Source organism: Micromonospora sp. USAFONa4 (assembly GCF_057197825.1).
Genome location: NZ_CM170072.1, coordinates 3,567,573 through 3,591,872, shown reverse-complemented (window position 1 = coordinate 3,591,872; position 24,300 = coordinate 3,567,573). Strand labels below are relative to the sequence as shown.

Here is a 24,300-nt window from a genome sequence, read left to right as displayed (position 1 = left end):
GGTGAGTCGGTGACCGGACGGGTGGTGCGGGCGGGGTGGGGGCCGGCGCGCCGGCCCCCACCGTCGGGTCAGCGCTCCGCGGCGAGGAGCTGGTTGACCTTGTCCTCGGCCGTCTTGAGGAGCGCGTCGGTGTTCGCGTTCGGGTTGGTCAGCACCCCGGACATCGCCGCGTCGAGCACCGCGTAGATCGCCTGCGCGTTGCGCGGTTCGCCCTTGATCTGCACCGGGGTGGCCTCGAAGAGCGCGAAGTTGGCGGTGTCGACGTTCGCGTTCGCCTTGCGCAGTTCGAGCTCCTGCTTCTGCGCGTCAGTTCCGTTGGCGAAGAGCAACGGCTGGGGCAGGCCGACCGGGTAGTTCTGCGGCTTGGCCCGCACGTAGTCGAACTGGCCCTTGCCCGGCGTCAGCTTCTGGTAGGCGATCCACTTCAGACCGGCCTCGACCTGCTCCGGGGAGAGGCCCTTCTTGAAGAAGTAGCCCTCGCCACCGCCGAGCGTGCCCTTCGCCGGGCCGTCCTGGCCGGGCAGCGGCGCCATCGCCCAGTCCTGGAACTTGCCCTGGAACTGGCTGACGATCGCCTGGGTGGAGTCCGGCGCCCCGGTGAACATGCCCACCTTGCCGGCGGCGGCGTTGGTCAGCAGGTCGCCCCACTGGAGCAGCTGGCGGCTGCCCATGCTGTTGTCGCCGTACCGCATGTCCTTGAGGTTCTGCAGGACCTGCTTGCCCATGGCGTTGTTGAAGTCGGCCTTCTTGCCGTCCTCGGTCAGCATCCGGCCGCCCTGCGAGTAGAGCAGGGAGGTGAAGTGCCAGCCGCCGGTGTTGCCGGCGCTGTACTCCGAGTAGCCGGCGATGCCGTTGCCGAGCGCGGAGATCTTCTTGGCGGCCGTCCGGACCTCGGGCCACGTCTTGGGTGGGTTGTTGACGTCGAGCCCCGCCCGCTGGAACAGCACCTTGTTGTAGACCAGGCCCATCGAGTAGTTCTTCGTCGGGACGGCGTAGAGCTTCCCGTCGCGGCTGAAGGCCTCCTTGAGCGCCGGGTCGACGCTGTCCCAGGTGGGGATCGTGTCCTTGTCGGCGTACTCGCTGATGTCCATCGCCTGGCCGGAGTCCAGCACCTGCTGGAGATCGGTCATGTATCCGTAGAACAGGTCGGTCACGGTGCCGCCGGCCAGGCGGGCGGTGAAGTCCGGCGGGTTGTTGCACTGCTCGCCGACGCTCACGCTCTTGATGACGATGTCGGGGTTCTGCCGCTGGAATTCGGCGACGTCGTCGTTCCAGTTCTTCAACAGCTCTTTCTGGGAGCCGACCGGCTGGCAGTCGACGGTGACGGTGACCTTGCCGCCTGCGCTGCCTGTCGCGTCGTCGCTCTTCGTCGAACAGGCCGCAAGGCTGAGCCCCAGGCCGGCCACGAGCGCCAACGCCGCAGTCTTCCGGTACTGCGGTACGGACATCTGTCCATCCCTTCGGGAACGGGTGTCTCCATGACCTGCGCTGATGCCCGGTGGTCGTCACCGCGCCGATGCGCCGGCACTGATCTGCATCTGCCGAGTGACCTGAACCCCGGACAGCTGCGCCGGGGGTCAGGTGTGAGTGGGGTCACTGTAGCTAAGCGAACTTGCCCCAGCAAGGTATCGATCTCGCATTGAAAAGACGAGACTTTGAGACGACAGATTTTGACAGGATCTTGGAAGGTAGTCGAGTTACGGCTTTGGTCCCGATTGGTTCCTGCCGGCGGGCAGGCATGACGAAACGGCCGCCGACCGCGGGCAGCGGTCGACGGCCGTGCCGTCGTTCAGGGGGGGGGCGGGTCCGGGTCAGCGACCGGGGGCGGGCGCGGTGGAGCCGCGGACGACCAGCTCGGGCTCGAACAGCAGCTCGTCGTGCAGCACGCCGGCGCCCTCGATCTGGGTGACCAGCAGGTCCACGGCGGCCTGCCCCATGGTCTCGATCGGCTGCCGCACGGTGGTCAACGGCGGGTCGGTGCAGGTCATGAACGCGGAGTCGTCGAAGCCCACCACCGACACGTCGGTCGGCACCACCCGACCCAGCCGCCGGGCGGCCCGGATGGCGCCGAGGGCCAGCACGTCGCTGGCGCAGACGATGCCGGTCACGCCGCGCTCGACCAACTTGGTCGCGGCGACCCGCGCCCCCTCCATGGAGAAGCTGGAGCGCTCCACGTACGCCGTGTCGTCACCCCAGCCCGCCGCCTGGGCCATCGCGTCCAGCTTGCGCCGGGACGGCACGTGCCCCTCCGGGCCGAGCACCATCCCGATCCGTTCGTGCCCGAGCGAGCGCAGGTGCCCGTACGCCTGCTCCACCGCCACCGCGTCGTCCGTGGAGACCCGGGGGAAGCTCAACTCGTCCACCCCCGCGTTGACCAGCACCACCGGCAGGCCCCGGTCGGTCAGCCGGCGGTAGTGGTCGTGCCGGGCGTCGGCGAGCGCGTACGACCCACCGGCGAAGATCACGCCGGAGACCTGGTGGTCGAGGAGCATCTCCACGTAGTCCATCTCGGAGACGCCACCGATGGTGCGGGCGCAGAGCGCCGGGGTGAACCCGCGCTGGGCGAGGGATCCGGTGACCACCTCGGCGAGCGCCGGGAAGATCGGGTTCTGCAACTCGGGCAGCACCAGCCCGACCAGCCGGGCCCGCTCGCCGCGCAGCTTGGTCGGCCGCTCGTAGCCGAGCACGTCCAGCGCGGTCAGCACCGCCGTCCGGGTCGCCTCGGAGACCCCGTCCCGGCCGTTGAGCACCCGGCTGACGGTGGCCTCGCTGACGCCCGCCTTCTTGGCAACTTCGGTCAACCGCTTCGTCACGGCCGCAATCGTACGTCATCGGAATGAAAGAAATGAGCAGCCATCTGCCGGGCGATTGCCTTCCGCTGCCGCGCGCTGCCCGTCATCCGGCAACCGGCATGCGGCCCGGACGTCAGGACATGTTCCGCAGCGCGTCCTCGACCGCCCGGTGGAAGGTCGGGTAGGCGTAGATCATCTGCCGGAGCCGGGCGAGCGGCACGGCCGCGTGCACCGCCACCGCCAGACCGGAGAGGACCTCGCCACCGGCCGGCCCCACCGAGGTCGCACCGATCAGCACGCCCTGGTCGGCGTCCGCGACCAGCTTGACGAAGCCCTCGTTGCCGGCCTTGTGGATCCAGCCCCGGGCCGACGACGGCAACCGGGCGAGGCCGACCTGCACGTTGACGCCCCGCTCGCGGGCCTGCGACTCGGTGAGGCCGACCGCGCCGACCTCGGGGTCCGTGAAGGTCACCCGGGGCAGCGCCCGGTAGTCGGCGCGCGGCACCGCGCCGGCGGAGCCGCGCACGCCGGTGGTGCCCGACGCGCCACCCGTCGCGCTCGCGGTGCCGCTGGGGTCGGGCCCGCCTGCGGCGCGTCGGGCGTGGTCGAGCACGTCGGCGACGACGATCCCCGCCTGGTACATCGCGACGTGCGTGAACGCCCCCTCGCCGGTGACGTCGCCGACCGCCCAGATCCCCTCCGTCACGTGCAGCCGGTCGTCCACGGACAGGTAGCGCCGGCCGGCGTCCACCCCGACGGTGTCCAGGCCCAGCTCGTCCAGGTGGGCCCGGCGACCGGTCACCACCAGCAGCCGCTCGGCGGTGAACCGCGCCCCACCGGCCGCGTGCAGGGCGAAGCCGCGCCCGTCGTGGCTGACCCGCTCCGCCCGCACCCCGGTGTGGATCTCCACCCCGTCGGCGCGCAGCACGGCGGCGGCCACCTCGGACGCCTCCGGCTCCTCGACGGCGAGCACCCGGTCCAGGGCCTCGATCACGGTGACCCGGACCCCGAACCGGGCGAAGACCTGCGCCAGCTCCAGCCCGATCGCCCCGCCGCCCAGCACCAGCAGCGACTCCGGCAGCTCCTCGACCTCGATCGCCTGCCGGTTGGTCCAGTACGGCGTGTCGGCCAGCCCGTCGACCGGCGGCACGGACGGCCTGGTGCCGGTGCCCAGCACGATCCCGTGCCGGGCCTGGAAGACCCGCTCGCCGACGCGCACCCGGCCGGGGCCGTCGAGCCGGGCGGTGCCCCGGACGAACCGCCCGCCCTTGCCGGTGAACCGCTGCACCGCGACCGTGTCGTCCCAGGTGTCGGTGGCCTCCTCGCGGATCCGCTTCGCCACCGGCGCCCAGTCGGGCCGCACCTCGGCGGTGCCCGCGAGACCGTCCACCCGGCGGGCCTCGGCGATCGCGTTGGCCGCCCGGATCATCATCTTGCTCGGCACGCACCCCCAGTACGGGCACTCCCCGCCGACCAGGTCACGCTCGACGCCGACGACGGTCAGCCCCGCCTCGGCGAGCCGCCCGGCCACCTCCTCGCCGCCGACCCCGAGCCCGACCACGACCACGTCCACCAGTTCCGGATCCGCCATCCCGCCAGCATCGCGCACCGCCCGGCGGCCGGCCAGCGGGTCGAGCCGGAAATCCGCTGCCCGCCGGCGTCCCGGCCTCCTACCGTGGCCGGATGCGCACCCGCTTCTCCGCCGTCCACGACTGCTTCGCAGAACTGCTCGCCGAGGGCCGGGAGACCGGGGCCGGCCTGGCGATCTGGTACGACGGCGAGCCGGTGGTCGACATCGTCGGCGGCGAGCGGTCACCGGGGCGGCCGTGGCTGCCGGACACGCTGGTGAACGTCTACTCCGTCGCCAAGCCGGTCGCCGCCCTCTGCCTACTGGCGCTGGTCGACCGGGGCCGGCTCGACCTGGACGACCACGTCGTCGAGCACTGGTCCGGCTTCCGCACGCCGGCCACCGTGCGGCAGGTGCTGGCGCACACCGCCGGGCTGCCGGCCTTCCCGGTGCCCCGGCCGGCCGCCGCCGTCGCCGACTGGGAGCTGCTCTGCGCCGACCTCGCCGCCGCCGAGCCGGAGTGGCCGCCCGGGTCCGTCGCGGGCGAGCACGCCTGGACGTACGGGCACCTGGTGGGCGAGCTGGTGCGACGGGTCGACGGGCGATCGGTGGGCCGCTTCCTGGCCGAGGAGATCGCCGGTCCGTGGCGGCTGGACCTCGGCTTCGGCCTGGGCGAGGCGGACCAGCGCCGCTGTGCCGACCTGCGCCACGGCGATCCGGGGTGGCCGGAGCGGGTGGCGGGCGAGCCGGGTTCGCTCTGGGCGCGGGCGCTGGACAACCCGCCCGGCGGCCGGGACCCGGCGGTGGTGAACAGCCCGCTCTGGCGCGGTGCCGAGGTGCCGGCCGTCAACCTGCACTCGACCGCCGGCGCCCTGGCCCGCCTCTACGCGGGACTGCTCGCCGGCGGCGTCCTCGACGGCGTACGGCTGTTCAGCCGGGAACTGGTGGCCGAGGCGACCCGGGTCCAGTACGACGGCGACGACCTGCTGCTCGGCCGGCGGACCCGCTGGACGCTGGGCATGCAGTGGGAGGAGGACGGCAGCTGGGGCATGGGCGGGGTCGGCGGCAGCTCCGCCTGGGCCGATCCCGGACGCGGCTACACGTTCGCCTACGCCACGGCGCACCTGGCCGACCACGACCGGGTCGACGCCCTGGCGGACGCCCTACACTCCTGCCTCTGACCGCGCGGCGGCGGCCGTCACGGGGTCGGCACGGCCAGCGGGCCGGGCACCCGGGCGGGGCCGGGGATCACCACCGGCGTGCCGGCGGGGGTGAGCAGGGCACGGGCGGCCACGGCCAGCCGGCGGCGCTGCGGCACCAGCGCCCGGTCGACGAAGACGTCGTAGTCCTGCGCGGCCACCTCGTCCAGGATCCCGCCGTACAGCGCGTACGCGGTGCGCATGCAGGCCTGCGAGGCGGGTGCGAGCAGGGTGACCCCGGGAGCCGCGGCGACGTAGTGCGCCTGGGCGCGGGTCACCTCGTACGCGATCAGCTCCCGGATCCGGGACGTGGCGCGGCCCCGGGCGCGCGCCTCGGCCAGGTCCTCGCGGGTGACGCCGAACAGCGCCAGGTCGTCGTCGGGCAGGTAGGTCCGCCCCCGGTCGAGGTCCTCGGCCACGTCCCGGATGAAGTTGGTGAGCTGGAAGGCGAAGCCGAGCTGGCGGGCCGGCTCCCGGGCCGCCGCCGGGTCGGAGCTGCCCAGGATCGGCAGCATCATGGTGCCGATCACCGCCGCCGAGCCCTCCATGTAGTGGAGCAGGTGGTCGTAGGTGCGGTACGAGGTGACCGTCAGGTCCATCGCCATGCTCTTGAGAAACGACGCGAAGTCGTCCCGGTCGAGATCGAAGACGGCGATCGTGTGCAGCACGGCGGGAAGCAGCGGGTCGTCCACCTTTTCGCCGTGCAGTCCGGCGACGAAGCGGCCGGCCCAGTCGTCGAGTCGGGCGGCGCGCTCGGCCGGGGGAAGTTCCTCGGTGCGGTCGACGATCTCGTCGGCGTAGCGCGTGAATCCGTACAAGGCGTGCACATGCCGCCGTTTCCAAGCGGGCAGCAGCCGGGTGGCGAGATAGTAGGTGCGGCCGTGCCGTTTGTGCAGCTCACGGCAGCGGTCATAGGCAGCGGTGAGATCGGTGTCCACCGGCCCTCCCTCATTTATCGACGCACGAATCGACGCAACTCGTGAGCCTAGGGTACGCTCGGTCACATGGCCAACGACGCAGTTGCGGGTAACTCGCTCCGCGTGGCCCCCGCCGGCCCGACCGACGGGGACGACCCGGTCCGGGCGGTCCTGGCCGCGTACACGAAGGACCTGGTCACGGCGGTGCAGGACACCCTCGCCGCCTTCCTGGCCACCGAGGTCGACGCGTTGCGCGAGATCGACGCGGCGATGGGCGGATTCGCCGCGACCGCGCGCGACTGCGTGCTGGCCGGCGGCAAGCGCGTCCGCCCCACGTTCGCCTACTGGGGGTGGCGCGGCGCGCCGGACGGCACGGGGCCGCTGCCGGCGGTGCTGCCCGCCTTCGCCGCCCTGGAGCTGCTGCACACCTTCGCCCTCGTCCAGGACGACGTGATGGACGCCTCCGCGACCCGCCGTGGCCGGCCGACCGCGCACGTGGCGCTGGCCGCCCGGCACGTCGCCGCCGGCCACCGGGGCGACCCGCGTCGGTTCGGCGAGGCGGTCGCGGTGCTGATCGGCGATCTCTGCATGGTCTGGGCAGACCGGCTCCTCGCGCACGCGACGCTGCCGCCGGCCCGCCTGCTCGACGTCCGGCGCTGCTACGACCAGATGCGCGTGGAGACGATCGCCGGGCAGTACCTCGACGTGCTCGGCGAGAGCGACGCGGCGAACTGGTCGGTCGACCGGGCGCTGCGGGTCGCCCGCTACAAGACCGCGAGCTACACGGTGCAGCGACCGCTGCTCTTCGGCGCCTGTCTGGCCGGCGTCGGCGGCGACGCCCCGCTGACCGCCGCGTACACCCGCTACGGGCTGGCCGTCGGCGAGGCGTTCCAGCTCTGCGACGACCTGCTCGGCGTCTACGGCGACCCGGCGACCACCGGCAAGCCGGCCGGCGACGACCTGCGCACCGGCAAGCCGACCGTGCTGCTCATGCTGGCCCGACAGCTCGCCACGCCGACCCAGCGGCGCGCGCTGGACGGCCTCGGCGCCGACGTGGGGGACGCGGAGGTCGCCCGCCTCGCCGAACTGGTCGCCGACACCGGGGCGGTCGACCGGGTCGAACGCATGATCTCCGACCGGGTCGACGAGGCGCTGACCGCCCTCGGCACCGCGTCGATCGACGAGACCGCGCGCACCGCGCTGACCGGCCTCGCCACCGCCGCCACCAACCGGCGGGCATGATGGGCAACTTCGCACAAGGAGGTGGTCGCGTGCGCACCGTCGACGGGCGTACGGACCGGGTGGTCGTCGTCGGCGCCGGGCTGGGCGGGCTGGCCTGCGCGCTGCACCTGGCGGGCAGCGGTCGGCAGGTGACCGTGCTGGAGCGCGAGCCGGTGCCGGGCGGCCGGGCCGGCCGGCTCGGCGTGGACGGCTACGAGTTCGACACCGGACCCACCGTGCTCACCATGCCCGACCTGATCGCCGAGGCGCTCGGCGCGGTCGGCGAGGAGCTGGAGGACTGGCTCGACCTCACCCCGCTCGACCCGGCCTACCGGGCGTACTACCCGGACGGCTCGACGCTGGACGTCATCACCGACACCACCCGGATGGCCGCCGAGATCGCCCGGGTCTGCGGCCCGCGCGAGGCCGACGGCTACCTGCGCTTCGTCGACTACGCGCGCAGGCTCTGGCAGTGGGAACGCGCCGACTTCATCGAGCGCAACCTGGACGCGCCCACCGACCTGCTCACCGGCAACCTGGTCAAGCTGCTGGCGGGCGGCGCGTTCCGCCGGCTCCAGACGAAGATCAACCAGTTCTTCCGGGACCCGCGCACCCAGCGGATCTTCTCCTTCCAGGCGATGTACGCCGGCCTCGCCCCGCACGACGCGCTGGCCATCTACGCGGTCATCGCGTACCTCGACTCGGTGGCCGGGGTCTACTTCCCGCGCGGCGGCATCCACGCGGTCTCCCGCGGCATGGCCGGCGCCGCCGAGAAGCACGGCGTCGAGATCCGCTACGACACGACGGTGACCCGGGTGGAGACCGCGCACGGCCGGGCCACCGGCGTGGTGACCGCCGACGGCGAGCTGATCCCGGCCGACGTGGTCGTGCTCAATCCCGACCTGCCGGTCGCCTACCGCGACCTGCTGCCGCCGAGCCGTCCGCGCCGGCTCACCTACTCCCCTTCCTGCGTGGTCCTGCACGTCGGGTCGACCCAGGGGTATGGGAAGATCGCCCACCACAACATCCACTTCGGACGGTCCTGGAAGGGCACCTTCGATGAGGTCATCCGGCGGGGCGAGCTGATGAGCGACCCGTCCCTGCTGGTCACCAACCCGAGCCGGACCGACCCGTCGGTGGCGCCGGCCGGGCGGCACACCTACTACGTGCTCGCCCCGGTGCCCAACCTCGACCGGGCGCCCTTCGACTGGCGGGGCGACCTCACCCGGCGCTACGCCGACCAGCTCGTCGGGACCCTGGAGGAGCGCGGCTACGTCGGCTTCGGGGCCGGCGTCGAGGTGCTGCGGGCCGTGACCCCGGCCGAGTGGGCGGAGCAGGGCATGGCCGCCGGCACCCCGTTCGCCGCCGCCCACAGCCTCTTCCAGACCGGCCCGTTCCGCCCGTCGAACCTGCACCGGACGCTGCCGAACGTCGTCTTCGTCGGCTCGGGCACCCAGCCCGGCGTCGGCGTGCCCATGGTGCTCATCTCCGGCAAGCTGGCCGCCGGTCGCATCACCGGGGCAGCCTGATGACCCTCCCCCTCGGACCCTGGAGACACCTGCCGTGACCACCCGCGAGAAGCATCTCGTCGAGCTCGTCGACGACGCCGGGCGGCCGCAGGGCGAGACCACCGTGGCCGCCGCCCACCAGCCCCCGGGCCAACTCCACCGCGCCTTCTCGGTGCTGCTCGTCGACCCCGACGGCCGGGTGCTGCTGCAACGGCGGGCGCCGGTGAAGACCCGCTTCCCGCTGCGCTGGGCCAACTCGTGCTGCGGCCACCCGACGCCGGGCGAGTCCCTCGTCGAGGCCGCCAACCGCCGGCTGCGCGAGGAGCTCGGCGCCGGCCCGGTCGAGCTGACCGAGGTCGGGGTGTACGTCTACTACGCCGAGGACCCGGTCACCGGCCGGGTCGAGTTCGAGTACGACCACGTCCTGCGGGGCGAGTTCCGGCCGGGCGACCCGCTGCTGCCCGACCCCGACGAGGTGGCCGAGCTGCGCTGGGTGGACCCCCTCTCGCTGGCGGCCGACCTCGACGCCGACCCCCGCGCGTACGCACCGTGGCTGGGCGGGGTGGTGAACCGCCTGCTGGCCCCTGCGGGGCCGGCCGTCGGCCCGCCCGGCCCGGACGCCAGCCCGCCGGGTCCGGCCGCCAGCCCGCCGGCGAACGACGCCTCGGAGCGGTCGGGTGGCCGATGAGGCGCTGAGCGCGGGAGCCGTCGCCCGACGGCTGGGCGTCGCCGTGACCACCCTGCGCACCTGGCACCAGCGCTACGGCCTCGGGCCCAGCGAGCACGTACCCGGGCACCACCGGCGCTACACGCCGGCCGACCTCGCGCGCCTGGAGATCATGCGACGGCTCACCGCCCAGGGGGTCACCCCGGCGGAGGCGGCCCGCTGGGCACGCCGGGCACCGGACGCCGTGCCCGCCGACGCCGCCGTACCCCCACGGGTGCGCGCCGTCGCCGGCCGGGACGGCGGCGGTACGACGATCCCGGTCGGCCGGGCCGGGCCGGCGGCCCGGGGGCTGGCCCGCGCCGCCATGCGGCTGGACGCGGTCGCGATCGGCGAGACGATCGCCCGGGCCGTCCAGGCGGACGGCGTGATCGCCACCTGGGACGGCTTGCTGCGCCCCGTGCTCTTCGGCATCGGGGAGCGGCACGCCGCCACCGGTGGACTGGTCGAGGTCGAGCACCTGATGTCGCGCTGCGTCTCGGAGGCGTTCGCGGTGGCCGCCCGGGCCGGCGCGCCCGCCGGCCCACCGCGCATCGTGCTCACCTGCGCCGACGAGGAGCAGCACACCCTGCCGTTGGAGGCACTCGCCGCCGCGCTCGCCGAGGCCGGGGTCGGCTACCGGATGCTCGGCGCCCGGATGCCGCTGCCCGCGCTGCTCGAGGCCGTCAACCGGACCGGGCCGGCCGCCGTCGTGATCTGGTCGCACGCCCGGGCCACCGCCGACCCCACCCAGCTCAACGCCCTGCTCGCCGCGCCCCGCCGGCCGCTGCTGGTGCTCGCCGCCGGGCCGGGCTGGCTGGCGGACTCGCTGCCCGCCGGAGTGGTACGGCCGGTCGACCTCGCCGAGGCGGTCTCGCTGGCGCTCGCCCTACGCGACTCCCTGGACCAGGCGACGGCGGACTGACGGGGGGTGCCGAGGGCGGGACGCCGTCCACTAGCGTCGGGAGGTCCGCCGACCCCGACCCCCTCCGGGAGCGAACGATGCGCCTACGCGCCGTGCTGGCCACCGGTCTGGCCCTGATCCTCCTCGGCGGCTGCGGCGACGGCACCGCGACGGATCGGCGGGCCGCCGGCCCCGACCCCGTCGCCTCGGCCCCGCTGCCGGCCGAGCCGGCTCCGTCGGCCGCCCCGCGACCGACCCGCGGGACCCCGCCCAGGCGCCTGGTCCGGCCGCTGCCGCCGAAGCTGCCGACGGGGCTGCGGCGCACGACCGGCGCACGGACCGTGGCCCTGACCTTCGACGACGGGCCGAACCCGACCTGGACGCCGAAGGTCCTCGACCGCCTCCGGGCGGCCAAGGTCACCGCCACCTTCTGCGTGGTGGGCAAGCAGGCCCGGCGCCATCCCGACCTGGTCCGGCGGATCGTGCGGGAGGGCCACCAGCTCTGCAACCACAGTTGGAACCACGACCTGGATCTCGCCCGGCGTCCGGCCGCCGAGATCCGGCGGGACCTCCTGCGCACCAACGCGGCCATCCGGGCGGCGGTGCCGGGCGCCAAGGTGCCGTTCTACCGGCAGCCGGGCGGCCGGTGGACGGCCGAGGTGGTGACGGTCGCCAAGCAGCTCGGCATGCGGTCGCTGCACTGGCACGTCGACCCGCAGGACTGGGGCAAGCCGACCGCCGCGACGATCGCCAAGCGGGTACGCGCCGCGGCCCGCCCCGGCTCGATCGTGCTGCTGCACGACGGTGGCGGCGATCGGGCCGCCACGCTGGCCGCCAGCCCACGCCTGATCGCCGACCTGAAGCGCCGCTACGGCGTCGCCCGGCTCCGCTAGCGCCCTCTGACCTGCGGTTTTGCGGGACGTTGTGGTCAGGGCCATACCGGTTTGGTCGACGGACCGATCATCACGTAAGCTATCCAAGCCTCCGGCGGGGCCGGATGGGAGCAAGTCCGCTTGAAGTTGCGAGTGTGCAATGATGGCGGGGCCGCCCTCATCGTCTAGCGGCCCAGGACGCCGCCCTTTCAAGGCGGTAGCACGGGTTCGAATCCCGTTGGGGGCACGGTCCGGCTTCGGCCGGAGGCAACAAAGCTAGGTCCTGTGGAGCAGTTGGAGTGCTCGCCGCCCTGTCAAGGCGGAGGTCGCGGGTTCAAGTCCCGTCAGGACCGCCAGCGGAGAACGCCGCGCCCTGCGCGGCGTTCTGCGTATCGGGACATGTGACCCTTCCGGCGGAGAACCCGCCGTGCGGGTAGCATGAACCGAGCAACACGGCCAGGTAGCTCAGTTGGTACGAGCGTCCGACTGAAAATCGGAAGGTCGGCGGTTCGACCCCGCCCCTGGCCACATAGCCTTTCGCCGGGCTAAAGAGATCCCCACCAGCGGAAACGCCGGTGGGGATCTTCTTGTATGCCCTCCTGGCGCATCGATCGGCGCTGCCCGTGGTTGACCGCGCTTGACCCCTGATCGCTGCCGCTCGCTGCACGCGCCCCCTACCCTGCTGCCCCCAACCACCCACCCACCACAACCGTTCGGCAACTCCATCCTGGAGCCGTCTGGCCCCGCCGGAGGCACAGCTCTATCCCCGCCCCCGTGCTCACCTCCCACCCCTCCACCACCCTCACCCCACCCCTCCTGACCGGGCAGAATCCGGCGGCCTCGCGGATCTCGGGGTTCGGCTCCATCACCTCGGCCAGCGGCCGAGAGACGCCGTCCACCACGGCGAGGTGCCCGGACGCGACACTTTCGCACATTCTCGACCCGATACGCCGGTTCCGGTCCCACGGCGACCCGCCAGCCGGTCTTTTCCCCGGACTCGTCCGAGCGCCCGATGACTTCCTCCCTCACCCCGACGTCGGAAAATGCTCGCGGCCGCTATTCGGCGTTCCGGGTACGCATCGTCCAGCGGAAGGCGATCGGGCCGTCGTCCGCAGGATCGGCGCCCGTCTGGCGCAGGATCTCGACGCCTAGCCATTCGACGGAATCAAAATCGGGGGGAGCGGGCCCACCCCTCACGGACCCCTATCGGGAAAGCCGGTGGCGGCCGCATTCGCCGGCCCACGTTGCTTACCCGGTGATTACCGGCTTGTTCCACGGCGGATCCTATGTTGCGTCAGCGCGGCAACAGACGAGATCACCCCACATCGCGGTCACCTGCGAACAGGAGTCAGCATGGCAACGTTGGGCCCCACCGTGCCGGCCGGCAAGGCCGACAGTCCGCCGTCATTCCCGATGCGCCGCTCCGGGTGCCCCTTCAACCCGCCCCCGGAGTACGAGACGCTGCGCTCGACGGAACCGGTGTCCCGGGCCATGCTTCGCGACGGCAGCGCCGTCTGGCTGGTCTCGCGGTACGCCGACGTCCAGGCCGCGCTCACCGACCCCCGGATCAGCAGCGACAGCACCATCCCGAACATTCCCCTGGCCGGCGGTGCCGGGGTGGACCCGCAAGGACGGCGTTCGTCGTTCGTCCGGATGGACCCGCCCGAGCACGACATCTACCGCAAACTGCTGGTGCCCGACTTCACGATGCGCAAGATCCGCACCCTGCGCCCGCGGATCCAGCGGACGGTGGACGATGCGCTGGACGTCATGCGGGACAGTGGCCAGCCCGCCGACCTCGTGAAGCTGGTGGCGCTACGGGTGCCGTCGGTGCTCACCTGCGAACTTCTCGGCGTGCCGGAGTCCGAGCACCACTTCTTCCAGACCCGCGCGAATGTCCTGCTCGAGCGCAGCGTCCCGATGAACGAACTCCGGACCGCCGTGATGGAGATGCGCACCCGCATGCTCGCCCTGTTGGACGAGAAACGCCGTAACCCGGGCGACGACATCCTCACCAAACTCGCGCACGCACCGGCCGAACTCGAGCTGGCGGATTCCGAGCTCGCCGGCGCGGCCCAGAGCGTGCTGAACGCATCGCACGAGTCGACCGCCAGCATGATCGCCCTCGGCACGCTGGTCCTGCTGGAACACCCCGGTACGCTCGCCGAACTGAAAGCCGACCCGGCCCTGTGGCCCAAGGCTGTCGAGGAGTTGCTCCGCTACCTCAGCGTCGGCGATCTGGTTCTGCCCCGGATCGCCAAGGAGGATGTCGAGATCGCGGGTCAACGGATCGCGGCCGGTGAGGGTCTGTATCTCCTCGCCGCCTCGGCCAACCACGACAAGGACTTCTTCGAGGACCCGGACACCTTCGACATTCATCGCTCGACGCGCGGGCACATGGCGTACGGCTACGGCATCCACCAGTGCATCGGCCAGAACATGGCCAATGCGGAGCTGGAGATCGTCTTCGAGACCCTGTTCCGGCGGTTCCCCGACCTGCGCTGCACCGTGCCGCTCGAGGAGCTGTCGTACAAACACGAGAGCGCCTTTTTCGGTGTTCACGAATTGCCGGTCACCTGGTGAACCGGTGAGACGGAGCGGCCGGCCGATCCCGGCCGGTCGCTCCGTCCCCCACGTACGGTCAGCGCGGTCGCAGGCCGTGGATATCGCTGCGGCCCGCCAGCCAATCCCGGATCGCGTCGGTCATGTCCTCGTCGCTGTCGTAGGCGCTTTCGTTGCACAGCTGCCGCAATTCGTCCACGCGGCCATCATCGATCCGATTTCTGCCCTCCGGTCGCAGCGACCACTTGGCGAAGCTGGCCCGCCACGACGATGCCAGCGTCTCATCGATGACCGGCTTTTCGTGAGCCGCGGCGGATCACCGCTGCGGGGCAACATCTTGCGTCAGGCGTTCGTCCGGGCGCGGAAGCAGGTCGGCCTCGATGATCTGACCTTCCATGACCTGCGGCACACCGGACATACCCTCGCCACGCAGACCGGCGCGACCCTGGCTGACCTGATGAGGCGGCTCGGGCGCTCGTCCATGGCTGCTGACCTGCGGAAATGTGGCCGCCTGGAAATCGGGAGGCTTCCGGTTCGACGCCGGAGGGGACTCCGCTTCACCTTCCCTGGGGCCAGCGCTGGGTGGCTCCTTCGGAGCTGACGGTCCGGGCAGCGTCGGTGGCAGGACCAGGCTGGCGGACGTCACCTGTCGCCCCGGCTCCGCTGGGTCCGGTGCGCCTGGCGCGTCTGAGGCGCCGTATCGCCTCGGCTCCGGCGGCTCCCGCCGCAAGCAGCCCCGCCATCAGCGGCCATGGAGTACGACGCTTCACGGCTTGTTGCCTCTTCCGAACACGAGCACGACGGAGAGGGACGGCTGTTTTCCTCTTCAGGTACCTCTGCGCTGTCATTTCCTCATTGTGGGCACCCGCGATCAGGCAAGGTGGCTAAATCGAGGCGCAGAAATGGTCCGGTTGATCCTGCCCCGGGTTGGTGGCGGGGACGAGGGTGGCGGTCGGGTGCTGCGGCTGTCAGGTCATCCACCCAGCCGCGATCCGAATGGAGTCGGCGCAATCGCACGTTGGCTGCCGCAGTACTCGACGTGGCGGCGCCCCTGCTACGTTGCGCCCTTCCGGGGCGGCCGACATCCCGGCGACCAGGACGAGCCCCGGGGAGGAGCGCGGTGCCCACCGTCGACATGCCCGCACTGCGTGAGCGGATCGTCGCGAGCATCTGCGCGACGATCGGCCCGATGCTGGAGGGACGCGCATCGGAGGAGCTGTACGCGGTGGCGCTCACCACGGACAGCGACGTCGTCACGGTGACCCTGCTGGCGCACACCGAAGAGGCCCTGCAGATGCTCGTCGAGGCCGACGACGCGTACGCCGACGGCTACCGCTGGTGGCCCGACGAGTGGACTGTCACGGACGACCACGGGGCTACCGAGCCCGGTGTCGAGTCGATGGTGCAGATCAGCCGGGACATGTTCGACACCCACGACTCGCTCGGCGACGACGACGAGGCTCACGGCGAATGGTGCCTCCGGGCCCGCGCGACGCTGGAGGACGCCCTCGGCGACCACCGCGTCCGGGCGCGCATCGCCGACATCAACCCCGCATGGCACCCTGTGCTGTTCGTTACGGACACGGACGGCAACGCGCATCTCACGGTGCGCAGCATCGACCTGCTCAACAACGGCCACCCGTACCCCGACCTCGTCGCTTCCGCCCGCGACTTCTTCGACGAGACGGACGGCGGCTGACGACCGTTGCCGTAGCGTCGCCTACGCCGCTACGCGGCCGGGGTGGGGCGCGTACTGCCCGGCCTGGGCAGGATCAGCCGGCAGCACGGCACGGAGCCGGTGCCCTAGCGCCGGAGCAGGGCGAACCATCCCGCCCCGGTCACGGCGAGGAGGAGTGCCACCACGAACAGGGTGCGCCCGGCCAGGAAGGGCATGGGAACGAGGAACGGCGCCTGCTGGACCAGCAGGCACGCGCCGAGCAGCGCCTGGCTGCCGCCGATCCGGGCGGGTTGGGACCGCTGGGTCGCCGTCAGTCGGGCGACCCGCACCCACGCCGAGGGAAACCGTCCCGACACGGCGACACGCACGCCGAGCGCGATCATGGCCAGGCTGAGGACCACGATCACGAGGCGTACGGCGATCCACACCGGGTCCGGATCACTCAGGCTCATGCGGCCCATCATGCGGGGAACGTCAAGGTCCCAGGCCGTACCGGCGGGCCCGCTCCCTCGGCCCGGCCGCGACTGTCGGGGGTACGCAGTACGGTCCCGCCATGGCAGCCAGAATCAGCCTGACCCTCGACTGCGCGGACGCGAAACTCCTCGGCGAGTTCTGGAAGACGGCGCTGGGTTACGTGGACGAGCCGCCGCCCGCGCCCTTCCGGACCCGTGCGGAGTGGCACGCGAGTTTCGACCTGCCGGAGGACGACCCGGTGGACGACGTGGCGTGGCTGTGCGATCCCGACGGCGTCGGGCCCGCGCTCTCCATCCTCAGGGTCCCCGAGCCGAAGACGGCCAAGAACCGACTGCACATCGATGTCCGGGTGCCGGGCCACGGCAGCCCCGACGAGCGGTGGGCGCGGATCAGGGCCGAGTCCGAGCGGCTGGTGAAGGCGGGCGGGAGCGTCCTGGAGGAGTTCACCGGGCACCACATCGTCATGGCCGATCCGGAGGGCAACGAGTTCTGCGTCGCCGCGACCTCGGCGTGACGGCGCTTAGGCCGTCCGCCCGCCCCGGCTCCTGACGACGGACGGATCCGGGACAGCGCCAGGCCGCCCGGCTCTGCCAGGCTGTTCACCGACCCGCCCTGGTTCCGTCCGCGGCGGGCCGGCGCGACGGGGGGGGGGGGGGGGGGGGGACGGAGCGTGGCCGAGCAGTCGACCGCACAGTCGGCACCGCTGGTGGTGGTGAACCCAGGACGCCTGGCGGTGGGGCAGATGGTCGTGGTCGGCGTGACGGCCGCCCTGTTCCTGCGCGGGACCAACGGCGGCCCGTGGCTGCTGTTCGCCTTCTTCGTGGGGGTGCACGCCGTGCTGCTCGCCGGCGCGGCGACGCTGCTGACGCTGACCTACCTGCTCGGCACGCTCACCCGCCACGGATCGCTGCTGACCGAGAGCCCCGGCCCCCGGTGCGGCTGGGCCCTGCTCGTCTGGGTCGGCGGTGCCGCACTCGTCGGCTACGGGCGTGCCGCCCTCGGCCACCTCGGCTTCGATCCCGACCGGCACCCCGAGGTCGGTCACTGGTTGCTGGGCCTGGGCGCGGCACTGGTGGTGGGCCTGTTCACCCGGTCGCGACAGGCACGGACCGCCTCCGCCGCCACCATCGCACTCTTCGTCGTGGTCACGGTCGCACTGCGAGCCCTCGACTGATCATCCCGGCCGCGCGGGCCCGGACACCTGGGGGTCGTGCGCTACGAGGACATGGCCGTCGCCACGCGCGGCGTCCTCGACTTCCTGGGCTCGACGTGCCCGAGGACGGCTGTGTCGTCATCGCGCGTCACCAACGCCGGGCCGACGAACTCGACCGGCAGTGGACCGCCCGGTACCGGGCGGCGGTGACCGGCACCTGGTCCGTCGGCCGGCAGGCCCGGGTCAGCGCTGTTGGCGGTGCTGGGCGATCCCGCCCTGGATCGCCTCCCAGACGCTCCGGCCTGCCTGCCTCAGCGTCTCCCCCGCCTGCTCGGCGATCTGGGCGGCACTCGGCGCGCCACCACCGCCACCGCCCGAGGCCTCGGCCTGCCGGCCCTGCCCGGTCTCGGGCTGCTGGCGGCCCTGTCCGCCCTCGGACGGGCCGCCCGACCGCTCACGCTGCCCGGCCTCCAACCCGCCATCGGACCCGCCGGCGCCCCGGTCCCCGCCGCCCGCTCCGGCCGTACCGCCTCCGGGTCCGCCGACCCTCTCACCGCCCGGCTGCTGAGCGCCCTGTTCCGCGCGTTCCCGCCCCTGCCCGCCCCGCTCCGCGCCGCCCTGTGGTGAACCACCCGGCCGCTGCCCGCCCTGCTCCGGGGTGCCCTGGCCGCGCTCCCGTTCCTCGGGTCCGCCCGGCTCCCGACGGGCCGCCTCGTCGCCCTCCTGCTCGCGTGCGCGCTGCGCCTGGCCCTGCTCGCCGCCGCCGCCCGAGCCGCTGGCGAGGCCACCACCCCGCTGGGCCTGCTCGGCGCCCGGCTTCCCGCCCTGGCCCCGGCCGCCCGGCTCCCCGCCCTGGCCGGCGCCGGGCTTGCCGCCCCGGCCCGGGCCGCCCGGCTCCCGCAGTGACTGGTCGGCGACCGCACCGATCGCGCCCACCTGCTGACCGAGATCGTCGGTCGCGCCGCCGACCCGCTCCAGCGGGCGCTGCTCCCCAAGGGCGGTGAGCTGCTCAGCCCCGCCCCGCTCCCCCGGGCCGGTGAGCTGCCCACTCAGGTTGGCCAGCTGCTGACTGGCCCGGTTCACGTCGTCCATCGAGGCCGCCGCCGTACCCGACAGCGTCTGGATGACCTGCGGGTTGCGGTCGATGGTGGTCAACGCCCGGTCGAGGATCTGCACCAGCTTCTCCAGCCGCACCTTGAGCAACGCCTCGGCGTGCACCCCGGTGATGTCCAGCTCGACGCCCTCCAGGTGGACCCGTACCCCGGCGTCGAGCTGGAGGAGGTTGGCCAGCCGGGCCCGCAGGGAGACGTCGGCGTCCAGCCCGTCCACGGCGAGCCGGATCGAGTCGACCGACACCTCCGGGATGTCCAGCAGGACGTCCGGCTCGTTCTCCCCACCCCGACGGGCGGCTTCCGCTTCGCCGTCACGTCGCCCCGATCGGCCGCCGGTCCGGTCGTCGTCCCGCTGCTGCGCGTTCTCGCTCATGCTCCCCGCTCCGCATCCTCCGGCCGGGCCGGCCGGGACCGTTCGGCGCGGGTACCCGCTATCCGGCCGAACATCCCGCCGGCCCGGCGAGACGACCGGGTCACGGGTCGGGCGCGCGGGGCGTCTTCCGGCGTACGGATGGGCGGCCCGAAGACGGCAATCACGAAGCTGCGCACGCGGGCACCAGCCGGTATGGTCCGGGCCTATGGGACAGGAGATGGCTGACCCGGCCGGCATCCGGCAGGAGTCCGAACGATTCGCGTTGCGCAGCGCCCTCCTGGTCCCCGCTCCCGCGCAGCGGGCGTTCGAGGTGTTCACCGGCGCCCTGGCGCAGTGGTGGGTGGTGGAATACACCTGGTCCGGGCCGGAGCAGCTCGCCGACCTGGGCATGGAGCCGCGCGGCGGCGGGATGCTCTACGAGATCGGTCCGCACGGCTTCCGCTGCGACTGGGGCCGCGTGCTGACCTGGGATCCGCCCGAGCGGCTGGTCTTCACCTGGCAGATCGGGGCGGACCGGGCACCGGTGCCGGACCCGGCGAAGGCGAGCGAGGTGGAGGTGCTCTTCCACGCGGACGGGCCGGAGCGGACGCGGGTGACGGTCGAGCACCGGCACTTCGACCGGCACGGCGAGGCCGCGGAGGGCTACCGGCAGGCGCTGACCGCCGGCTGGCACGAGCTGCTCACCCGCTACGCCGCCAGAGTGGCCGACCACAGCGCCGACTGACCGGCTTCCGGCGGATCAGCGACCGAGGCCCGACCGCCCGGGCCACGCGCCACCGCCGTCACGCACCGCCCGGCCCACGCGCCACCGATACCATCCGCCACGTACCGTCAAGGGCTGCGGCAGGTCAGCGGCCGAGGCCGGGACGCGCGCCCGGCGCGGTGGCGACGCCCCGGCCACCGAGGTCGGCGCGGCGGCCCGCCTCGGCACCCGAGCCGAACCCGCCGCCGGCCAGCCGGCGCGGCGCGGCGGTACGCAGCCGTGGGTACACCTCGGCGACGCGGTGCTGGACCCGGTCCGACCGGTCGGCCAGGACCAGCGCCACCGAGGGCGCGCCCGCCTCGGCGACCGCCCCGGCCTCCGCCGCCCGCAGGCGCACGCCGATCACCTGGGCGAACCCGGCCAGCCACGAGCGCCGGAAGGCGGCGACGTGCGCGCCGGCCGGCACCTCGGCGCCGGCCAGCCCGTGGGCGGCCTGCACCAGCAGCGACGTGAAGAGCAGCTCGACCCGTTCCAGGTCGCTGGCGAAGCCGAACAGGTGCATGGCGAAGCCGGCGCCCTCCCGGCGGCGGACGCAGCGGCAGCGCAGCGAATCGGCGACCGCGGCGAGCAGGCCGGCCTTGTCCCGGGCGTACGGGGCGACGACCTCGACCACCCGGTCGCCCACCGGGTCCGTGGCCGGGTCCCGGGCGGCCAGCAGCGCCCGGTCCACGCCGTAGCGGGCGATCAGCTCGGTCGCCTTGGCCGTGAACGCGGCCGACTCGGCGGGGGTGCAGGCCGGGTCCTCGGCCTGGGCCAGCAGCTTGCGCACCTTGCTGAGCATGGCGTCGGACATGCCCTCAGCCTGTCACGGCGGTCCGGCCCCGCCGCGCCACGTCCAGCCGGCGGGCGGGCAACGGTCCGGCCGGCACACGCCGTCGTCCCGGACCGTGCCGTCGGGCGGCACGAACGGTCAGGCGGTCCGGCTACGCAGCGTCGCCACGGTCGAGCCGGCGAGGGTGAGCAGGCACTCCGGCAGCAGCCCGTCGGCCGCCGCCGCACCGAACAGCGCCTCGCCGGTGTCGTCGTCGGCGTTGGCGTACGCGCTGACGAAGCGCGCCACCCAGCGGGTGTCGTAGCCCGCCTCCTCGATGCCGGGGAAGTCCAGCGCGCACGTGCCCGGCGGCACCGGATCGCCGACCATCGTGGCGGCAAGACACCAGGCCACCCCGTACGCGCCGGCCAGGCCGGACCGGTCGACGACCGCGTCGAACGCCCCCGCCACCGCGTCGCCGTCCCCGGCCAGCGCCGAGCGGAGCACGGCGGTCGCGTCGTCAAGCGTCTGCTGTGGTGAGTCCGTCACCCACAGCACGGTAGAGGGGAGGGTCAAGCCACCCACCGACGGTCACTTTCCGTAGTCAGGGCGGGCGACCTGCGGATTGAGCCGCATCCGTGGTCCCGCCGCACGGCCCAGCACGCTAATGTGCGCAGCGGACCTTCGCCGGAGGAAGGACGACCATGTTCAAGTCACGCGCCTCGCGGGCGGCCACCCTGGCTGCCTGCGCGACGTTCCTGCTCGCCACGAGCGCCTGCGGGACCGAAGAGCCCGAGGAGGCGGCCACCCAACAGGTGCGCCTCTACGGCACCGACGGCAACATGCTGAACTCGTACCCTGCCGAGCTGAAGGACCGCGCCGGCCTGGTCGACGGCATGAAGGGCACCACGCCGCTCACGCCCCTGCCCGAGGACTTCAAGAACCGGCTCCGGTCAGTCGACCCGAAGCTGGGCGACTTCCTCTACTCCGCCGAGGCGTACGACGCGGTGGTGATCAGCGCGATCGCCGCCCAGCTCGCGGGCTCGACGGATCCGGCCGCCATCGCGAAGCAGATCGTCGGGGTCACCAACGACGGGCAGCGCTGCGAACGGGTGGCCGAGTGCCTGGCCCTGGCCCGCGCGGGCCGGGACGTGGAGTACCGCAGCGTCTCGCTGACCCGGGCCGGCTTCACCGACGCCGGCGAGCCGTCCACCGCGAGCTACGGCACGCTGCACTTCGACGGCCAGCGCCTCAACGACGGCAAGACGGAGTTCGTCGGGGCCGGCGACGAGTCGGCGGCGAGCACCAAGGCCCCGCCGAAGGCGAAGAAGCAGCGCGGCGGCCGGACCGACCGCAGCGACGGCTCGCCGCTGGTCCTGGGCGGCCTGCTGTCGCAGACCGGTGACCTGGCCCTCGCGTACCCGCCGATCTCCGCCGGCACCAAGCTGGCGATCAGGGAGATCAACGCGGCGGGCGGGGTGCTCGGCGAGCCGGTGGTCTGGATCGACGGCGACGACGGCACCAACCCGGCGGTCGCCAAGGCGACCGTGGCGCGGCACGTCGCGCAGAAGGTCCACGTCATCATCGGCGCCAGCGCCTCCGGCATCTCCCGCGCGGTGCTGCCCGACGTGGTGCAGGCCGGGAAGGTGCTGTTCTCCCCGTCGAACACCGACGCCAGCCTCACCGAGCTGGACGACAACGGCCTCTACTTCCGCACCGCCCCGCCAGACAGCCTCCAGGGCCGGGCGCTGGCCGACGTGATCCTCCGCGACGGCCCGCAGAAGATCGCCATCGTCGCCCGTAAGGACTCCTACGGCGAGGGCCTCCAGAGCACCGTCCGGGCCGAGCTGGAGCGGGCCGGCATCGGCGGCGACCGGCTCAAGCTGCTGACCTACGACCCGCCGGCGGACGCCAAGGCGAACCCGGTCGACTTCGTCGCGGGCGCGAAGGAGATCAAGGACTTCGGCGCGGAGGCCGTGCTGGTCATCGGCTTCGCCGAGTCCGCAGAGGTGATCCGGGCCCTCGCGGACGCCGGGGTGCAGATCCGGCACTGATTCACCACCCGTCGGACACGGACGGCCGCACCGGTGATCGGTGCGGCCGTCGTCTCGTCCGGGGCTCAGCGGGGGCGGCGCCGCTCGAGGAACTCCGTCATCCGCCGGTGCTTCTCCTCGTCCTCGAAGAGCACCGCCTGGCTGACCAGGTCGAGGTGCGGGTGCGCGGCGGCCGGCGCGTCGACCGCCAGCTTGGTCAGCCGCAGCGCCAGCGCGGACCCCTTCGCCATCTCGTCGAGCAGCCCGTGGGCCGTGGGCAGCAGCTCGACGGGCTCGGCCACCACCCGGTTGACCAGCCCGATCCGCAGCGCCTCCTCGGCGTCGACCCGACGGCCGGTGAAGAGCAGCTCCTTCGCTCGGGCCTCCCCGACCAGCGCCGGCAGCCGGTGGGTCGCGCCCGCTCCGGCCAGGATCCCCAACCGGACCTCCGGCTGGCCGAACACCGCCCGCGCCGTGCAGACCCGCAGATCGCAGGCGTACGCCAGCTCGGCGCCCCCGCCCAGCGCGGGCCCGTCCACGGCCGCCACGGTCGGCATCGGCAGCGCCCGGATCCGGGCGAAGGCCGCCGAGTTGATCGCCGCGAGCGCGTCCAGCCGGCCCCGCTCACGAAGCTGCCCGATGTCCGCCCCACCGGCGAAGATCCCCTCGGTGCCGCCGGTGAGCAGCAGCAGGCGGGGCCGCGCCTCCAGCTCCGCGCAGACCTGGTGCAGCTCGGCGATCAGGTCGGCGTCGATGGCGTTGCGCTTCTCCGGCCGGTCGAGCGTCACCACCAGCCGGTCCGGCTGCTCCTCGATCCGCAGCCCGCTCACGAGCGGGTCCCGCCTTCCCAGCGGTAGAAGCCCTGGCCGGACTTCTTGCCCAGGCGGCCGGCGGCCACCATCTCCACAAGCAGCGGCGGCGGGGCGAACCGGTCGCCGTACGCGGCCTGGAGGGTGCGCGCGATGTCGAGCCGCACGTCCAGCCCGACGATGTCCGTCAGCTCCAGCGGGCCGACCGGGTGCCGGTAGCCGAGCACCATCGCCTTGTCGATGTCGGCGGGGCTGGCCACCCCGTCGGCGACCATCCGGATGGCCTCCAGCCCGAGGGTGACCCCGAGCCGGGAGGTGGCGAAGCCGGGCATGTCGCGTACGACGACGGGGTCCTTGCCCAGCCGGCCGGCGAGCGCGACCGCCGCGGCGGTGGTCTCCTCGGCGGTGGCCGGGCCGACCACGACCTCCAGCAGGGCCATCGCCCAGACCGGGTTGAAGAAGTGCAGCCCGAGGAAGCGCTCGGGCCGGGCCAGCCCCTCGGCCAGCGCGGCGATCGGGATGCTGGAGGTGTTGCTGCCCAGCAGCGCCGGCCGCAGCGCCTCGGCCTCGCGCAGCACCGCCCGCTTCAGCTCCGGCCGCTCCGGTACGGCCTCCACCACGACGGCCGGCTCCTCGGCGACCTCGGCGAGCCCCGCGCGCAGCGTCACGCGCTGCCGGTTCGTGGCGGCCCGGTCGGCGTCCAGCTTGCCGCGCTCCACCGCCCTGTCCCACAGCTCCCCGAGCCGCTCGACGGCCGCCGCGCCCCGCGCCCGGTCCACTTCGACCAGCTCGACGGCGTGCCCGGCCCCGGCCGCCACGTACGCGATGCCGAGCCCCATCGTGCCGGCCCCGACGACGACAAAGCGGTCGCTCATGACGCCTCCCTGTCTCCGGTGGCGGGACGGGGTC

Annotated in this window: 22 protein-coding genes and 3 tRNA genes; 15 read left to right on the top strand and 10 right to left on the bottom strand. The window is 73.3% G+C overall.

Features of this window, described 5'->3' with window-relative positions; translation table 11 throughout:
* Nucleotides 1-68: 68 nt before the first annotated feature.
* The 3 genes from AC0OO9_RS15805 to AC0OO9_RS15795 form a co-directional block, all read right to left on the bottom strand.
* Nucleotides 69-1,448 (bottom strand): ABC transporter substrate-binding protein, encoded by a 1,380-nt coding sequence (locus AC0OO9_RS15805; RefSeq protein ID WP_484517816.1) that lies wholly within the window; start codon nucleotides 1,446-1,448, stop codon nucleotides 69-71.
* 363 nt (nucleotides 1,449-1,811) lie between these two features.
* Nucleotides 1,812-2,813: a LacI family DNA-binding transcriptional regulator gene (locus AC0OO9_RS15800; RefSeq protein ID WP_484517815.1), complete on the bottom strand. Its 1,002-nt coding sequence runs from the start codon at nucleotides 2,811-2,813 to the stop codon at nucleotides 1,812-1,814.
* A gap of 112 nt (nucleotides 2,814-2,925) precedes the next feature.
* Entirely contained in the window at nucleotides 2,926-4,383 is a 1,458-nt protein-coding gene (locus tag AC0OO9_RS15795) for a dihydrolipoyl dehydrogenase family protein (RefSeq protein WP_484517814.1), read from the bottom strand.
* Between the two features lie 92 nt (nucleotides 4,384-4,475).
* Here AC0OO9_RS15795 and AC0OO9_RS15790 point away from each other — a divergent pair, with 92 nt between their 5' ends.
* Nucleotides 4,476-5,540, top strand: a complete 1,065-nt coding sequence (locus AC0OO9_RS15790; RefSeq protein WP_484517813.1) for a serine hydrolase domain-containing protein — start codon at nucleotides 4,476-4,478, stop codon at nucleotides 5,538-5,540.
* A gap of 17 nt (nucleotides 5,541-5,557) precedes the next feature.
* On the opposite strand, the gene AC0OO9_RS15785 is transcribed toward AC0OO9_RS15790, so the two are convergent.
* Entirely contained in the window at nucleotides 5,558-6,496 is a 939-nt protein-coding gene (locus AC0OO9_RS15785) for a phytoene/squalene synthase family protein (protein ID WP_484517812.1), read from the bottom strand.
* Nucleotides 6,497-6,562: 66 nt separating this feature from the next.
* Here AC0OO9_RS15785 and AC0OO9_RS15780 point away from each other — a divergent pair, with 66 nt between their 5' ends.
* The 10 genes from AC0OO9_RS15780 to AC0OO9_RS15735 all read left to right on the top strand — a co-directional run bounded on the left by AC0OO9_RS15780 (nucleotide 6,563) and on the right by AC0OO9_RS15735 (nucleotide 15,944).
* On the top strand, nucleotides 6,563-7,717 hold the full coding sequence (locus AC0OO9_RS15780) for a polyprenyl synthetase family protein (protein ID WP_484517811.1): 1,155 nt from the start codon (nucleotides 6,563-6,565) through the stop codon (nucleotides 7,715-7,717).
* Nucleotides 7,717-9,225, top strand: coding sequence for a phytoene desaturase family protein (crtI, locus tag AC0OO9_RS15775; RefSeq protein WP_484517961.1), 1,509 nt, complete (start codon nucleotides 7,717-7,719; stop codon nucleotides 9,223-9,225). Before AC0OO9_RS15780 ends, crtI begins: the two co-directional genes overlap by 1 nt.
* A gap of 34 nt (nucleotides 9,226-9,259) precedes the next feature.
* Nucleotides 9,260-9,892: an isopentenyl-diphosphate Delta-isomerase gene (gene idi, locus AC0OO9_RS15770; protein WP_484517810.1), complete on the top strand. Its 633-nt coding sequence runs from the start codon at nucleotides 9,260-9,262 to the stop codon at nucleotides 9,890-9,892.
* Entirely contained in the window at nucleotides 9,882-10,832 is a 951-nt protein-coding gene (locus tag AC0OO9_RS15765) for a MerR family transcriptional regulator (protein ID WP_484517809.1), read from the top strand. The genes idi and AC0OO9_RS15765 overlap by 11 nt, the downstream gene beginning before the upstream one ends.
* 77 nt (nucleotides 10,833-10,909) lie before the next feature.
* Nucleotides 10,910-11,704: a polysaccharide deacetylase family protein gene (locus AC0OO9_RS15760; protein ID WP_484517808.1), complete on the top strand. Its 795-nt coding sequence runs from the start codon at nucleotides 10,910-10,912 to the stop codon at nucleotides 11,702-11,704.
* A 153-nt stretch (nucleotides 11,705-11,857) separates the two neighbouring features.
* Nucleotides 11,858-11,930: transfer RNA gene (locus AC0OO9_RS15755), tRNA-Glu, on the top strand.
* A 32-nt stretch (nucleotides 11,931-11,962) separates the two neighbouring features.
* Nucleotides 11,963-12,039: transfer RNA gene (locus tag AC0OO9_RS15750), tRNA-Asp, on the top strand.
* Between the two features lie 98 nt (nucleotides 12,040-12,137).
* Nucleotides 12,138-12,211, top strand: a tRNA-Phe gene (locus AC0OO9_RS15745).
* 825 nt (nucleotides 12,212-13,036) lie between these two features.
* Complete coding sequence (locus AC0OO9_RS15740; RefSeq protein ID WP_484517807.1) at nucleotides 13,037-14,266, top strand: cytochrome P450; 1,230 nt, start codon at nucleotides 13,037-13,039, stop codon at nucleotides 14,264-14,266.
* A gap of 1,099 nt (nucleotides 14,267-15,365) precedes the next feature.
* Complete coding sequence (locus AC0OO9_RS15735; protein ID WP_484517806.1) at nucleotides 15,366-15,944, top strand: DUF4303 domain-containing protein; 579 nt, start codon at nucleotides 15,366-15,368, stop codon at nucleotides 15,942-15,944.
* 104 nt (nucleotides 15,945-16,048) lie between these two features.
* Here AC0OO9_RS15735 and AC0OO9_RS15730 read toward each other — a convergent pair whose 3' ends face one another.
* Nucleotides 16,049-16,375 carry a hypothetical protein gene (locus tag AC0OO9_RS15730; RefSeq protein ID WP_357576931.1) on the bottom strand — a complete coding sequence of 109 codons (327 nt, stop codon included), beginning with the start codon at nucleotides 16,373-16,375 and terminating at the stop codon, nucleotides 16,049-16,051.
* Between the two features lie 101 nt (nucleotides 16,376-16,476).
* Here AC0OO9_RS15730 and AC0OO9_RS15725 point away from each other — a divergent pair, with 101 nt between their 5' ends.
* Both AC0OO9_RS15725 and AC0OO9_RS15720 read left to right on the top strand, forming a co-directional pair.
* Complete coding sequence (locus tag AC0OO9_RS15725; protein ID WP_484517805.1) at nucleotides 16,477-16,911, top strand: VOC family protein; 435 nt, start codon at nucleotides 16,477-16,479, stop codon at nucleotides 16,909-16,911.
* A 156-nt stretch (nucleotides 16,912-17,067) separates the two neighbouring features.
* Nucleotides 17,068-17,571: a hypothetical protein gene (locus tag AC0OO9_RS15720; RefSeq protein ID WP_484517803.1), complete on the top strand. Its 504-nt coding sequence runs from the start codon at nucleotides 17,068-17,070 to the stop codon at nucleotides 17,569-17,571.
* 222 nt (nucleotides 17,572-17,793) lie between these two features.
* On the opposite strand, the gene AC0OO9_RS15715 is transcribed toward AC0OO9_RS15720, so the two are convergent.
* On the bottom strand, nucleotides 17,794-19,035 hold the full coding sequence (locus tag AC0OO9_RS15715) for a hypothetical protein (RefSeq protein ID WP_484517801.1): 1,242 nt from the start codon (nucleotides 19,033-19,035) through the stop codon (nucleotides 17,794-17,796).
* A gap of 205 nt (nucleotides 19,036-19,240) precedes the next feature.
* Here AC0OO9_RS15715 and AC0OO9_RS15710 point away from each other — a divergent pair, with 205 nt between their 5' ends.
* Nucleotides 19,241-19,759, top strand: coding sequence for an SRPBCC family protein (locus tag AC0OO9_RS15710; protein WP_357576936.1), 519 nt, complete (start codon nucleotides 19,241-19,243; stop codon nucleotides 19,757-19,759).
* A gap of 124 nt (nucleotides 19,760-19,883) precedes the next feature.
* Here AC0OO9_RS15710 and AC0OO9_RS15705 read toward each other — a convergent pair whose 3' ends face one another.
* Complete coding sequence (locus AC0OO9_RS15705; protein ID WP_484517799.1) at nucleotides 19,884-20,591, bottom strand: DUF2786 domain-containing protein; 708 nt, start codon at nucleotides 20,589-20,591, stop codon at nucleotides 19,884-19,886.
* A gap of 117 nt (nucleotides 20,592-20,708) precedes the next feature.
* The gene (locus AC0OO9_RS15700) at nucleotides 20,709-21,098 is read right to left on the bottom strand and encodes a hypothetical protein (protein WP_311412127.1); all 390 of its coding nucleotides are present in this window, start codon (nucleotides 21,096-21,098) and stop codon (nucleotides 20,709-20,711) included.
* A gap of 155 nt (nucleotides 21,099-21,253) precedes the next feature.
* Between AC0OO9_RS15700 and AC0OO9_RS15695 the strand changes: the two genes are divergently transcribed.
* Complete coding sequence (locus tag AC0OO9_RS15695) at nucleotides 21,254-22,603, top strand: ABC transporter substrate-binding protein (RefSeq protein ID WP_484517798.1); 1,350 nt, start codon at nucleotides 21,254-21,256, stop codon at nucleotides 22,601-22,603.
* Nucleotides 22,604-22,668: 65 nt separating this feature from the next.
* Here the strand turns inward: AC0OO9_RS15695 and AC0OO9_RS15690 are convergent, their stop codons facing one another.
* Nucleotides 22,669-23,412: an enoyl-CoA hydratase/isomerase family protein gene (locus AC0OO9_RS15690; RefSeq protein ID WP_484517797.1), complete on the bottom strand. Its 744-nt coding sequence runs from the start codon at nucleotides 23,410-23,412 to the stop codon at nucleotides 22,669-22,671.
* Entirely contained in the window at nucleotides 23,409-24,266 is an 858-nt protein-coding gene (locus AC0OO9_RS15685) for a 3-hydroxyacyl-CoA dehydrogenase family protein (protein ID WP_421456783.1), read from the bottom strand. Before AC0OO9_RS15685 ends, AC0OO9_RS15690 begins: the two co-directional genes overlap by 4 nt.
* Between the last annotated feature and the right edge of the window lie 34 nt (nucleotides 24,267-24,300).

Excerpts from the sequence above, each read along its gene's own strand:
- AC0OO9_RS15805 (WP_484517816.1), bottom strand. The coding sequence starts at position 1,448 with ATGTCCGTACCGCAGTACCGGAAGACTGCGGCGTTGGCGCTCGTGGCC.
- AC0OO9_RS15795 (WP_484517814.1), bottom strand. The coding sequence starts at position 4,383 with ATGGCGGATCCGGAACTGGTGGACGTGGTCGTGGTCGGGCTCGGGGTC.
- AC0OO9_RS15790 (WP_484517813.1), top strand. The coding sequence starts at position 4,476 with ATGCGCACCCGCTTCTCCGCCGTCCACGACTGCTTCGCAGAACTGCTC.
- AC0OO9_RS15780 (WP_484517811.1), top strand. The coding sequence starts at position 6,563 with ATGGCCAACGACGCAGTTGCGGGTAACTCGCTCCGCGTGGCCCCCGCC.
- crtI (WP_484517961.1), top strand. The coding sequence starts at position 7,717 with ATGGGCAACTTCGCACAAGGAGGTGGTCGCGTGCGCACCGTCGACGGG.
- AC0OO9_RS15760 (WP_484517808.1), top strand. The coding sequence starts at position 10,910 with ATGCGCCTACGCGCCGTGCTGGCCACCGGTCTGGCCCTGATCCTCCTC.
- AC0OO9_RS15740 (WP_484517807.1), top strand. The coding sequence starts at position 13,037 with ATGGCAACGTTGGGCCCCACCGTGCCGGCCGGCAAGGCCGACAGTCCG.
- AC0OO9_RS15730 (WP_357576931.1), bottom strand. The coding sequence starts at position 16,375 with ATGAGCCTGAGTGATCCGGACCCGGTGTGGATCGCCGTACGCCTCGTG.
- AC0OO9_RS15725 (WP_484517805.1), top strand. The coding sequence starts at position 16,477 with ATGGCAGCCAGAATCAGCCTGACCCTCGACTGCGCGGACGCGAAACTC.
- AC0OO9_RS15715 (WP_484517801.1), bottom strand. The coding sequence starts at position 19,035 with ATGAGCGAGAACGCGCAGCAGCGGGACGACGACCGGACCGGCGGCCGA.
- AC0OO9_RS15710 (WP_357576936.1), top strand. The coding sequence starts at position 19,241 with ATGGGACAGGAGATGGCTGACCCGGCCGGCATCCGGCAGGAGTCCGAA.
- AC0OO9_RS15705 (WP_484517799.1), bottom strand. The coding sequence starts at position 20,591 with ATGTCCGACGCCATGCTCAGCAAGGTGCGCAAGCTGCTGGCCCAGGCC.
- AC0OO9_RS15695 (WP_484517798.1), top strand. The coding sequence starts at position 21,254 with ATGTTCAAGTCACGCGCCTCGCGGGCGGCCACCCTGGCTGCCTGCGCG.
- AC0OO9_RS15685 (WP_421456783.1), bottom strand. The coding sequence starts at position 24,266 with ATGAGCGACCGCTTTGTCGTCGTCGGGGCCGGCACGATGGGGCTCGGC.